The organism is Kribbella sp. CWNU-51, assembly GCF_054073265.1.
Map to the genome: position 1 here is coordinate 113,248 of NZ_JBSXMZ010000023.1, position 12,108 is coordinate 125,355.

Consider the following 12,108-nt stretch of genomic DNA (forward strand, 5'->3'; position numbering starts at 1 on the left):
ACCCCCTGGTGCTGTGTTCGCACCAGGGGGCTCAGAGCAACGGAGTCAGTCCTCGCCGAGGTAGGCCTTGCGGACCTCGTCGTTGACCAGCAGGTCGCGGCCGGAGCCGGACAGCACGATCTTGCCGACCTCCAGCACGTAGCCGAAGTCGGCCCGCTTCAGCGCCGCCTGCGCGTTCTGCTCCACCAGCAGGATCGTGGTGCCCTGCTGCTGCAGTTCGGTGACCGTCGACATGATCCGCTTCATCATGATCGGCGACAGCCCCATCGACGGCTCGTCCAGCATCAGCAGCTTCGGCCGGCTCATCATCGCCCGGCCCATCGCCAGCATCTGCTGCTCACCACCGGAGAACGTCCCGGCCGGCTGCTTGCGCCGCTCCCCCAGGATCGGGAACAGGTCGTACGCCGCATCCAGATCGGTGCGCACGCCCGCGGGATCCTTCCGGGCGAACGCGCCGAGCAGCAGGTTCTCCTCGACCGACAGCCGCGGGAAGATCCGCCGCCCTTCCGGGGAGTGCGCCAGTCCACGCGCCACGATGTCGTGCGCCGCCACCTGCTCGATCCGCTCGCCCTGGAACAGGATCTCGCCCGACGTCGGCCGGAGCAGGCCCGAGATCGTCCGCAGCGTGGTGGTCTTGCCGGCGCCGTTGGTGCCGATCAGCGACACCACCTGCCCCTGCTCCACGCTGAAGCTGATCTTCTTCACCGCGACGATCTTGCCGTAGGCAACTTCCAGGTCGCGGACCTCGAGCATCGCGGTCACGGCTTCTCCTCCCCACCGTCGACTACGTCCTGCGGTACGACGTCCTCGTCGTCGTCCTGCTCGCCGGTGCCGATGTAGGCCTCGATCACCCGCGGGTCGGACTGCACCTCCTGCGGCGTGCCCTCGATCAGCGCCTCGCCGCGGACCAGGCAGAGCACCCGGTCGCAGAGGTTGAAGATGAACCGCATGTCGTGCTCGATCACCACGACCGACAGGCCCGAGTCCCGGATCTTGAAGATCAGGTCACTGGCCTGCCGCGTCTCCAGCGGGTTCATACCGGCCGTCGGCTCGTCCAGCAGGACGAGCTTCGGGTCGGTGGCCAGCGCCCGCGCGATCTCGAGCCGGCGCTGGTCGCCGTACGGCATGTTCCGGGCCAGGTGGTCGGTGGACTTGCCGAGGCCGACGAAGTCGAGGAGCTCCTGGGCCCGGGCGATGGTGGCAGCCTCCTCGCGGCGGAACTTCGGCCCCCGCAGGACCGAGGTGAGCGCGCCGGAGCTGGTCCGGCAGTACCGGCCGACCATCACGTTCTCCAGCGCGGTCATGTTGGCGAACAGGCGGATGTTCTGGAACGTCCGCGCCATCCCGGCCTTGACGACCGCCCGCGGCTTCGGCGGCAGCGGCGTACCGGCGAACCGGACCTCGCCGCTGGTCGGCTTGTAGAGACCGGTCAGGCAGTTGAAGAAGGTCGTCTTGCCGGCCCCGTTCGGGCCGATCAAGCCGACGATCTGGCCTTCGCGGACGGTCAGGTTGACGTCGTTGACCGCCAGCAGACCACCGAATCGCATGGTCACGCCGGTGGCTTCCAGCACCGCGGCGCCGGACGCCCGGGCCGGTGCCGGGGTCGTTTCGGTGACGGTCATTTCGCCTCCTCGACGAACAGGTGCTCTTCGTCGATCTCGACGGCCAGCTGCTCGTCCTCTTCGTGGAACTCCAACTGGCGGCGTCTGTTCGCGACCAGACCCTCCGGGCGGAACCGCATCATCAGCACCAGCAGCAGGCCGAACAGCAGCAGCCGGTACTCCGAGAAGAACCGCAGCTTCTCCGGCAGCAGCTTCAGGATCATTGCCCCCAGCAACACACCGGCGATGGTGCCCATACCGCCGAGCACGATCGCGGCGAGCAGGAACGCCGACTCCAGGAAGATGAACTGGTCCGGGCTGACCGCGCCGTCCTGATGGGCCTTGATGGTGCCGGCCAGGCCGGCCAGGAAGGCACCGGTCGCGAACGCGAGCAGCTTCAGCCCGAACGTGTTCACGCCCATCGCCTCAGCCGCCTTCTCGTCCTCCCGGATCGCCACCCAGCCACGGCCGATCCGGCTGTTGTTCAGCCGCGAGAAGACGAGGATGACGAAGCCGGTCAGCACCAGCAGCAGGAAGTAGTAGTTCGAGAACCGGCCCAGCTCGATCCCCGCGACCGTGTGCACGTCGCCGAAATTGAAGCCGCCGATCTCCAGGTCCGGGATGCCGGGGACACCGTTCGGGCCGTTGGTCAGGTTCGGGCCGTTGTTGCCGTCCAGGTTGAACATCGAGAACCGGAAGATCTCACCGAAGCCCAGGGTCACGATGGCGAGGTAGTCACCCGAGACCCGCAGTGTCGGCGTGCCGATGATCAGACCCAGGGTCGCCGCGACACTGGCGCCGATCAGCATCACGACCAGGAACGGAGGCTTCCACCCGACGGTGGCGAACGCCGACGTCGACATGGTGGCGGCCACGTAGGCGCCGCACCCGAGGAACGCGATGTACCCGAGGTCGAGCAGGCCGGCCAGACCGACCACGATGTTCAGACCCATCGCGGTCGCCGCGAAGACCAGCACCTGGGTGGCGATGGACATGTTCGCGTCCGAGCCCCCCTGGGTGAACGGGAACAGGAACGCGACCACGACCGCCGACAGCGTCAGCACCTTGCGCTGCCGCTGCGAGACGTGGCCGACCCAGCTCATTGCCCCGGACCGGAACAGTACGGCCACGACCGCGGCGATGAACACCAGGCAAAGGATGAACGACCAGGCGTCCTCCAACCCGAGCGCGTACGCCGCGAGGAACAGCACGCCGGCCATCAGCACCGCGATCGCGAGGATCTCGAGCCAGGCCGGCAGCTTGGCCTCGCTCATGTCGCGCAACTGCCGCAACGGCAGCATCCAGGCGCTGACCAGGATCAGCACGGCACCGACGAACGAGATGTACGCGCCGGGGTTCACGTTGATCAGGCCGTCGGAGTCGACCGAGATCGCGATCAGAACCAGCAGCATGTACAGCGTCAGAGTGAAGCCCAGTGCCCGCAGACCGGCCGTGGCGTCGAGCCACACGCCCAGCTTCGTCAGCGGGCCCTTCTCGGCCAGCAGCAGGACAAGCGCGAGCAAGGCGAGGATGATCGCCAGGATCTGCAGGCCACCCGGGTAGAAGTTGATCGACAGGTCGCCCAAGATCGTGCTGTCGTAGCTCCACGACAAGAACGAGCCCACGACGACCAGCACCACACCGGCCAGGCCCAACGGCCAGGCGAACGGGTTGGCGTACGGCTGAGCCGCGGTCTCCGGCTCCGTCGGAGGTGTCTTCACATCGGTCATGCCCGGTCCACCACCCTCGCGCCGAGCAGGCCTTGCGGCCTGAACACCAGTACCAGAATCAGGATCACGAAGGCCCAGACATCCTTCCAGGTACTACCACCGAACTGACCCGGGATGTACTGCGTGGCCATCGCCTCGATGACGCCGAGCACGAGACCACCGACGACAGCGCCGAACACGTTGCCGATACCACCGAGCACCGCGGCGGTGAACGCCTTCAGACCGGCCAGGAAGCCCATCCGGAAGTCGATGTTGTTGTTCTGCAGTCCCTGCGAGACACCCGCGATGGCCGCGAGCACGGCGCCGAGGGCGAACGCGACCACGATGATCCGGTCGACGTTGATACCCATCAGCCGGGCGGTGTCCGGGTCCTGCGACACGGCCTGCATACCGCGGCCGAGCCGGGTCCGGTTGATGAAGAACCACAGCAGAGCGGCGCAGACCGCCAGCGCGGCCATGGTGAAGATCGCGGACCGCTGGATCGTCACGCCGCCGACATCGAACGCGGTCCCGGTCACCACATCGATCTGGGGGAACGGGATGCGCTGCTTGGCGCTCGGCCAGGTGATGCTGTTGATGAGCTTCTCGAAGAGCACCCAGCCCACCACCGCGGCGACGGCTGCGGTGGCCGCGGACGCCGCGATCGCCGGGATCTTGATCTCCGTCCGCGCCCTCCGTCGTACGGCCAGACCGGCCAGCCAGCCGATCGCCGTGCCGACGACCGCGCCGACGATGACCACGCCCACCACCAGCACGGCGGACAGGTCGTTGTTGATCTGCCGTACCACTACCCAGACGGCGACGGGGCCGACCACGGCGCCGATCAGCGCGGCACGGTCGTACCACTTGGTCACCGGGTGGTTCAGCTCGGCCTTCGACACTCGCGCGCCGACGTAGTAGCCGATGCCCAGCGCCAGGCCGGCGAAGGCGAACAACGTCCAGCCCGGGCGCTCGTAGAACAGCCGGACGAACTCCTGCAGGAACACCGAGATACCGATCGCGGTGATCAGCGGTGCGAGTCGTGGCGCGTTCCGCAGGGGACGGTACGCGACACGTTCCATCGCCACGGCGGTACTGACCGAAGCGATGATGGCGCCGATGATCATGATCGGCAGGATCCACAGGTCGGTCTTGCCGTCGAAGAACAACAGCCACGTCGTCAGTGCGCCGAACGCACCGATCATGAACACCTCGCCGTGGGCGAAGTTGATGAGCTGCACGATGCCGTAGACGACGGTGTAACCGACCGCGATCAGGGCGTACAGCGACCCCAGGGTCAGCCCGTTCACGAGCTGCTGGAAGAACTGGTCCACGTCGACCTCCCATCTGCCTCAGTTATGACACGCCACGGGGGTGGGAGGATCGCTCCCACCCCCGAGGCATGGGGTCGACTCTGGTTACTTGGACTCGAAGGCCTTGGTCTCGACGGTGGCCCACTTGCCGCCGGCCACCTTGTACACGGTGAGCACCTTCGACGTGGTGTCGCCGTACTGGTCGAAGGCGACCTTGCCGGTCACACCGTCGAAGGAAACCTTGCTCATGGCATCGACCGTGGCCTGGCGGGCCGACTCGGCGTCGCTGGCGTCCTTCAGCGAGGTCTTCAGCGCGTTGATGATCGAGTTGGCCGCGTCGAAGGAGTAACCGCCGTACGCCGCGTACGGGTCCTTGTAGCCCTGCGCGTTGTAGTCGGCGACGAACTTCTTCGCCGAGTCCAGCGTGTCCACCGGCGCGCCGACCGAGGTGGCCAGGTCGTTGTCGCTGGTCTTACCGGCCAGGGTGATGTACTTCGGGTCGTAGATGCCGTCGCCGCCCATCAGCGGGACGTTCAGACCGGCGGCCTTCATCTGCTGCGAGAGCGGACCGGCCTGCGGGTACTCACCACCGTAGTAGATCGCCTGCGGGCCGGACGGCTTGATCGAGGAGATCACGGCCTGGTAGTTCGAGTCGTCCGGGTTGATGGTCTGGGCCGCGACGACCTGACCACCCAGCTTCTTGAACTCCTCGGTGAAGGTGCCGACCAGGCCCTGGCCGTACGCCTTCTTGTCGTGGATCGTGGCGACCTTGGTGATCTTCGCCGTCTCGTACAGGTACCGGGCCGCGAACGGACCCTGCACCGCGTCGGTGGTGCAGGTGCGGAAGTACGTCGGGTACGGCCGCTTCGGGTCGGTCTGCCAGTTGGCGCCCTGGGTCAGGCCCGGGCCGGTGTTGGCCGGCGAGACCTGGACGATCTTCGCCGAGGCGAGGACCGGCTGGACCTGCTGGCTGACGCTGGTGTTCAGCGTGCCGACCACGCCGATCACGTCCTTGTCACCGGCCAGCGCGGTCGCGGCGTTCTTACCCGGGTCCGGCTTCGCCTCGTCGTCCTTCGGCACGACCTCGAGCTTCCAGCCCGGAATCGCGTTGGAGTCGTTGGCCTGCTTCACGGCCAGCTCGACCGAGTGCTGGATGCCCAGGCCCAGCGCCGACAAGTCTCCCGACAAGGGCGCGATCACGCCGATCTTGGCAGTCTTCGTCGAACCTCCGGAGTTCCCCCCGGAGTCGTTGCCACTGCGTGAGCCGCAGGCAGTCAGGGCCAACGACGCAACGATCAGCGACGCGCCGACCCTTACTACGGAACGCTGGTGCACTGTTCCTCCCATGTCTGGATAGTCCGGGAAACTCCGGACTCCCGCGTTTCCCGCGAGCACCCGCAGGTTAGACCTCAGCAAGCTCTTCCGGCGATGTGACGGAGCGTGTGTTGTGAGGTCGTTACAGCGGTAAGCAGTGTGAGGATCAGTGATTGCTGTACGCGCGCTCACGGGTATGAGCGGAGAGTGATTCAGTCGCTACCGCCAGCCTCGTCAACAACCAACTCCGCGACCTGACGCATGGAAACTCTTTTATCCATTGCGGTTTTCTGGATCCACCGGAACGAGTCCGGCTCGGACAGCCCGAACTTCGTCTGCAGGATCGATTTGGCCCGGTCGACCAGCTTGCGGGTCTCCAGCCGCTCGGCCAGGTCGGCGACCTCACGCTCCAGCTCGGCGAGCTCGACGTACCGGGAGGCGGCGATCTCGATCGCGGGCAGCAGATCGGCCTTGGAGAACGGTTTCACCAGGTACGCCATGGCGCCGGCGTCGCGGGCCCGCTCGACCAGCTCGCGCTGCGAGAACGCGGTCAGCATCAGCACCGGGGCGATCCGGTCGCCGGCGATCTTCTCCGCCGCGCTCAGCCCGTCCAGCTTCGGCATCTTCACGTCGAGGATGACCAGATCCGGCCGATGCTCAGTCGCCAGCCGGATGGCCTCTTCCCCATCCCCCGCCTGCCCGACGACGTCGTACCCCTCCTCGGCCAGCATCTCGGCCAGATCCATCCGGATCAAAGCCTCATCCTCAGCGATCACCACACGCTTAGCAGTCACACCAGACACCTTATCGACCCCGCGTCAGCTCTTCGGACCCACGAAGCCATCCAGCGCGGCGACCCCCTCCTTCCGGCTCACCGCGATGGCGTTGCGTCGCGGCCTCCGCCACGGGATCCCGAGTAGATCCAAGGCATCGGTGAGGATCCCGATGATGTCTTCGGACTCGTTCGAGAACATGTACCGCACGTAGTAGTACCGCCTGCCGTCCGGCTTACTCGCCCAGTTCACAAACCGGCACCCATCCGAGTGAAACAGTCCTCGCAGCAACTGTTCGGGGTACTTGGCAACGATCTCCCGCTGCCAGTCCGCCAGCTCGATCTTCCGCAAATGCTTCAGCCCGGGACCATGCTGCGGAAACAGGCATGGCCAGTGCTTCCACCGAGCCTCGATCCGGATCATGCCTTGCCCATTCCGCAGGCACGGACTCGCGGTCGGCTTCACCAGCCTGATCGTGGCCGCGATCTCCTGGTTCAGCTGCGGATACTTCTGATCGTTGGCGATCTGCAGACAGAAGACCCCACGCCGCGCTTTCGCGATATGCCCGTCACCGAGATACCACCCCAGCAGGAGCGCGTACGTCGTCTCGTCCAACGCGGCACCATCACACCGTGGACACGGCGTCCCCTGAAATCCTGTCCCTCGCGGTAGTCCCCGCCGCTGATACAGCCGCCGCCATCGCCGGATCGTCTTGATCGCCACGCCATGGATCTCGGCGTTCACCCGATCGCTTACGCCGTTGTCCGACATCCGCAACGCGGAATCCACCGTCTCCTGCGCCCTGATGTGCCCCATGCCACATGCTCGGTCAGAGCACCGACAGTTTCGTGTCGCCCCGGATTCACGGCCGATCGCCTGAGTACGCTAGGATCTGGCAAGCCAGCCCTGGTACTCCAATTGGCAGAGAGCGCGGATTCAAAACCCGTTCAGTGTGGGTTCGAGTCCCACCCAGGGCACCTCTCTCCACAGACCGAATTCTGTCGGTCCTTCCTGCGAATCTCACATCACGTACGACGAGCAAGTGCGTGCTGTGGCGCGAGCTGCCATGGCGCGCGGTGAGAGTCTCAATGCGATGAGCAAGCGGCTCGGCGTGAGTCGGGCCACGCTCCGCGACTGGCGGGAGCGCGAGGGTCGTCGGCCTTACCCGAGTGGCTGCCCCCGCTGCACGGACGTGGCGCTGGCGGAGGCGTCGTACGCGCATCTCCTCGGGCTCTACCTGGGCGACGGATGTCTTTCGAGGCATCGGAAGGACGTCTATGCGCTGCGCATCGCCTGTGACGATGCCTATCCGCGACTGATCGACGAGGCAGAGGCGGCAACGGTCGCGGTGCACCCAAGTCGACCAGTCCATCGGGTCCAGGCTGTTGGCTACACGTCAGTCGTTTCATACTGGAAGCACTGGCCGTGCTTGTTCCCCCAGCACGGGGTTGGGCCGAAGCACCGGCGCCGGATCGAGCTGACGACTTGGCAGCGGGAGATCGTTGCCGAGCACCCGGAACTGTTCCTTCGCGGGCTGTTCGACTCGGATGGCTGCCGGGTGGCGAACTGGGCCACACGGACGGTTGGCGGCCAGGTGAAGAGGTACAAGTACCCGCGCTACATGTTCTCCAACGAATCGGCCGACATCATGGGGATCTGTCAGTGGGCGCTCGGCTTGCTGGACATCGCGTGGCGAATGCCTCGGCGCAACGCGTTGTCGGTGGCTCGGCGCGAGGCGGTCGCGAGGCTGGACGAGTTTGTCGGGCCGAAGTCGTAGGCGAGGTGCTCGTCGTACCGTGAGGGTTGGAGTGAAAGGAGTTCGGCGTGTTTGTTGGGGCTCATGTGATTTTGTACAGCAGGGATGCGGAGGCTGATCGGGGGTTCATTGCGGAGGTGCTGGGGTTTCCGCATGTGGATACCGGGGCGGGGTGGTTGATCTTTCGGTTGCCGCCGGCGGAGGTCGCGGTCCATCCGAGTGATGGGGACGAGCGGCACGAGTTCTATCTGATGTGCGAGGACATCGAGGCGCTGTTCGACAAGCTGGCCGCTGCCGGGGTCGACGTCTCGCGTGAGATCAGCGAGGAACGCTGGGGCCGGCTCGCCAGCATCCCGCTACCCAGCGGCGCGCGCCTGCCCGTGTACCAGCCACTGCACCCGGTCGCCTACAACCTGCAGGAATGACGAGAGGCGGACAGCCGACTCGGCTGCCCGCCTCACCTCAGGTGGTTACGGGTTGGGGCTGCGGTAGGCCGGGGCAATGCCTTCGATGGCGTCGCCCATACGGTGGACCCGGAGGGCGTTGGTGGAGCCGGGGAGGCTGGGTGGGGAGCCGGCGACGATCACGACCAGGTCGCCCTTCTGGAGTTTGCCGAGCTCGAGCAGCCGCTGGTCGACCTGGCGGACCATCTCGTCGGTGTGGTCGACGGTGGGGACGATGTGCGTCTCGATGCCCCACACCACGCTGAGCCAGGCGCTGACCGACGGGACCGGGGTGAACGCCAGCAGCGGGACCTCGGTGCGGTAGCGGGCCAGCCGGAGCGCGGTGTCGCCGGACTGGGTGAAGGCAATCAGGTACTTCGCCTCCAGCCGCTCGGCCACGTCCGCGGCGGCCCGGGCGATCACGCCGCCCTTGGTCCGCGGCTCCCACTCGATCGACTGGACCCGGCTGAGGCCGTGCTCCTCGGTCGACTCCACGATCCGGGCCATCGTCTTGACGGTCTCGATCGGGAACCGGCCGACGCTGGTCTCACCGGACAGCATCACGGCGTCGGCACCGTCCAGGACGGCGTTCGCGACGTCGGACGCCTCGGCCCGGGTCGGCCGCGGCGCGGAGATCATCGACTCCAGCATCTGGGTGGCGACGATCACCGGCTTCGCGTTCAGCCGGGCCTGGTCGATGATCAGCTTCTGGACCAGCGGGACCTCCTCGAGCGGGAGCTCCACGCCGAGGTCACCGCGGGCCACCATGAACCCGTCGAAGGCGTCGATGATCTCGTCCAGGTTGGCGACCGCCTGCGGCTTCTCGATCTTGGCGACGACCGGGATCCGCAGACCCTCCTCGTCCATGATCTTGTGCACCAGCTGGATGTCGGCGGCGTCCCGCACGAACGACAACGCGATCATGTCGGCCGGTAGGTGCAGCGCCCAGCGCAGGTCCTCGGCGTCCTTCTCCGACATCGCCGGCACGCTGACCGCGACACCGGGCAGGTTGATGCCCTTGTGGTTCGACACCGGGCCGCCGACGGTGACCCGGCAGACCACGTCGGTCAGGGTCACCTCCTCGGCGACCAGCGCGATCCGGCCGTCGTCGATCAGCAGCTGGTCGCCCGGCTTCACGTCGCCCGGCAGGCCGTCGTACGTCGTACCGCAGATGGTCGCGTCACCGGGCACCTCCCGGGTGGTGATGGTGAAGCGTTCGCCGTAGGTCAGCGTGGCCTTGCCCTCGGCGAACTCGGCCAGCCGGATCTTCGGGCCCTGCAGGTCGACGAGGATGCCGACGTTCTTGCCGGTCTCCGCCGCGGCGGTACGGATCCGCTGATAGATCCGCTCATGCTCGGCATGGGCACCGTGGCTGAGATTCAGCCTGGCGACGTCCATACCGGCTTCGACGAGTTCCAGGATGCGCTCGGGGGCGGCCGTAGCCGGGCCAAGCGTACAAACGATCTTTGCGCGACGCACGTCACAAAACCCTACTCCTACAAACCACTACACCCGGTGGTCCGCCCCCCTTACTGGACCGTTAACAGGTGATGACAACCGGGGACGATGCCTGAATCGTCAAGAAGGCAAGGGGGTGTAGGCGCCGACCGTGATGTCGCCGGTCAGTTCGGCGGTGACCGTCTGGAGGCCGATCGGCTGACCCTTCTGGTACGTGATGAGGGTGACCTCACCTGGCCGGCGCAGCGTGTAGCCGAGGGCGAAGGCGTACGCCGCTCCCCCGGTCGTGCCGTTCGTGTACGTCGTGACCGGGCGCTCGTCGACCACCTTGCTCTCCGGGCCGACCTGCCGGTGCAGGTGACCCGACAGCAGCAGGGTCGCGCAGCCCCGGGCGGCGGTGTCGGCGAACGACGACGGGTCGTGGACCACGAACGTCGAGATCCGCTTGTCCTCGGGTTGCTCGCAGGCGACGTCCGCCAGCCGCTTCGACTGCTCGGAGGTGGTTTCGTCGCCGGGCTGGTCCGCACTGCCCAGGCCGGTCTTGGTCGGATCGCTGTCGCCGAGGAAGCGGATGCCCTCGACCTCGACAGGCTTGCTGTCGAGCACCGTGAAGCCGTTCTTGCGCATGGCGTTCTCGACGTGTCCACCGGCGTCGTGGTTGCCCGCGACGGCGACCACTTTGAGGTCCTTGAAGTGCTGGCGCAACGAGTTGATGCTGAACACCTCCCAGGACTGACCCGACGAGGTGTCGTCCCCGGCGTCGATCAGGATCTTGGCACCGGCCGCCTTCGCCACCTCGGCCGCGAAGCCGTCGATGCCGATGTTGTCGTGCCGGTCGCTGACCTGGATCGCGACCTTCTGGCCTTCGCCGGGCTGGTGGATCTCGTCGGCGACGTCCCCGACCCGGTCCTTCAGCTGACCGTAGAACCGGGTGGATCGCTGGTACGTCTCGACCGCCGTACGGATCACTCCCACCCCACCCGTGGTGGAGAACCCGGACGCGACTTCGACCCCCTGCAGCTGTTTGTCCAGCGGGATCTCCGGCAGCAGCTGGGCGAGCGGGCGCCACTCGGTCGGCGGTACGTCGGCCGGCCGCATCCGCGCCGGGCCGAAGATCGACGCGATCGTGATCAGCATCGCGACCAGGACGACGATCGCGCGGTGCTCGATGCGTCGTTCGTGCCGGTGCACCAGGTGCCACAGCTCGCGGCGCCGCCGGGCGCCGATCACTGCCCAGACGGTCGCCACCACGACGACCACGAGTAGACCGGAACCGGCGCCGGCCAGCCCGTCGTCGACCGCCATGTCCTGCACCACCTGCTGGATCCGCGCGATCTCACCGTCGGGCTGCGAGGCGATCAGGGCGTCGCGGTTGATCAGGTCGGTCAGGTTGTCGGCGTCGGTCTCCTGGACGTCGACGTTCACGCCGAGCCCGAGCGGATTGTGCGCCGCGATCCGCAACCGGGGCAGCACGGCACCGAGGTCGACGGTGGCGTGCCCGTCGAAGGTCGGCGAGACGGTTGCCGCGTGGGCGCCGATCGTGACCCGCTCGGAATCGTTGGCGAACGCGAGCAGACCGATCGCGACCGAGGTGACCAGCCAGAGCGCGGTCAGTGCGGCCCACGGCGCGATCGCACGGAGCCGAGCCTTGGTCACCAGGCGCGTAGCCACCCTCTCAACCTATCGGGACGCCCCACCTTGGGCACCGACCAACCACTTTTCGTGACGAATTGTGGTTGGC

Annotated in this window: 11 protein-coding genes and 1 tRNA gene; 3 read left to right on the forward strand and 9 right to left on the reverse strand. The window is 66.8% G+C overall.

Annotated elements, in window-relative coordinates; translation table 11 throughout:
* Positions 1-45 precede the first annotated feature (45 nt).
* The 7 genes from ACXC9Q_RS24325 to ACXC9Q_RS24355 all read right to left on the reverse strand — a co-directional run bounded on the left by ACXC9Q_RS24325 (position 46) and on the right by ACXC9Q_RS24355 (position 7,526).
* Positions 46-762 carry an ABC transporter ATP-binding protein gene (locus tag ACXC9Q_RS24325; protein WP_405066048.1) on the reverse strand — a complete coding sequence of 239 codons (717 nt, stop codon included), beginning with the start codon at positions 760-762 and terminating at the stop codon, positions 46-48.
* The gene (locus ACXC9Q_RS24330; protein WP_457058963.1) at positions 759-1,622 is read right to left on the reverse strand and encodes an ABC transporter ATP-binding protein; all 864 of its coding nucleotides are present in this window, start codon (positions 1,620-1,622) and stop codon (positions 759-761) included. Before ACXC9Q_RS24330 ends, ACXC9Q_RS24325 begins: the two co-directional genes overlap by 4 nt.
* Positions 1,619-3,331 (reverse strand): branched-chain amino acid ABC transporter permease, encoded by a 1,713-nt coding sequence (locus ACXC9Q_RS24335; protein WP_457058964.1) that lies wholly within the window; start codon positions 3,329-3,331, stop codon positions 1,619-1,621. The genes ACXC9Q_RS24330 and ACXC9Q_RS24335 overlap by 4 nt, the downstream gene beginning before the upstream one ends.
* A complete protein-coding gene (locus ACXC9Q_RS24340) occupies positions 3,328-4,644 on the reverse strand; it encodes a branched-chain amino acid ABC transporter permease (protein WP_457058966.1) in 1,317 nt (438 codons plus the stop codon). The genes ACXC9Q_RS24335 and ACXC9Q_RS24340 overlap by 4 nt, the downstream gene beginning before the upstream one ends.
* An 84-nt stretch (positions 4,645-4,728) precedes the next feature.
* Positions 4,729-5,970 carry a branched-chain amino acid ABC transporter substrate-binding protein gene (locus tag ACXC9Q_RS24345; RefSeq protein WP_457058967.1) on the reverse strand — a complete coding sequence of 414 codons (1,242 nt, stop codon included), beginning with the start codon at positions 5,968-5,970 and terminating at the stop codon, positions 4,729-4,731.
* A gap of 179 nt (positions 5,971-6,149) precedes the next feature.
* Positions 6,150-6,740, reverse strand: a complete 591-nt coding sequence (locus ACXC9Q_RS24350) for a response regulator (protein ID WP_442914054.1) — start codon at positions 6,738-6,740, stop codon at positions 6,150-6,152.
* Positions 6,741-6,755: 15 nt separating this feature from the next.
* Positions 6,756-7,526 carry a transcriptional regulator gene (locus ACXC9Q_RS24355; protein WP_457058968.1) on the reverse strand — a complete coding sequence of 257 codons (771 nt, stop codon included), beginning with the start codon at positions 7,524-7,526 and terminating at the stop codon, positions 6,756-6,758.
* Between the two features lie 87 nt (positions 7,527-7,613).
* Between ACXC9Q_RS24355 and ACXC9Q_RS24360 the strand changes: the two genes are divergently transcribed.
* The 3 genes from ACXC9Q_RS24360 to ACXC9Q_RS24370 all read left to right on the forward strand — a co-directional run bounded on the left by ACXC9Q_RS24360 (position 7,614) and on the right by ACXC9Q_RS24370 (position 8,891).
* Positions 7,614-7,687 (forward strand) — tRNA-Leu (locus ACXC9Q_RS24360).
* A 116-nt stretch (positions 7,688-7,803) separates the two neighbouring features.
* A complete protein-coding gene (locus ACXC9Q_RS24365) occupies positions 7,804-8,487 on the forward strand; it encodes a transcriptional regulator (RefSeq protein ID WP_457058970.1) in 684 nt (227 codons plus the stop codon).
* A gap of 65 nt (positions 8,488-8,552) precedes the next feature.
* Positions 8,553-8,891 (forward strand): VOC family protein, encoded by a 339-nt coding sequence (locus ACXC9Q_RS24370; protein WP_457059188.1) that lies wholly within the window; start codon positions 8,553-8,555, stop codon positions 8,889-8,891.
* Positions 8,892-8,936: 45 nt separating this feature from the next.
* On the opposite strand, the gene pyk is transcribed toward ACXC9Q_RS24370, so the two are convergent.
* Both pyk and ACXC9Q_RS24380 read right to left on the reverse strand, forming a co-directional pair.
* Positions 8,937-10,388: a pyruvate kinase gene (gene pyk, locus ACXC9Q_RS24375; protein ID WP_457058972.1), complete on the reverse strand. Its 1,452-nt coding sequence runs from the start codon at positions 10,386-10,388 to the stop codon at positions 8,937-8,939.
* Between the two features lie 99 nt (positions 10,389-10,487).
* Positions 10,488-12,038, reverse strand: coding sequence for a metallophosphoesterase family protein (locus ACXC9Q_RS24380; protein ID WP_457058973.1), 1,551 nt, complete (start codon positions 12,036-12,038; stop codon positions 10,488-10,490).
* Positions 12,039-12,108 lie beyond the last annotated feature (70 nt).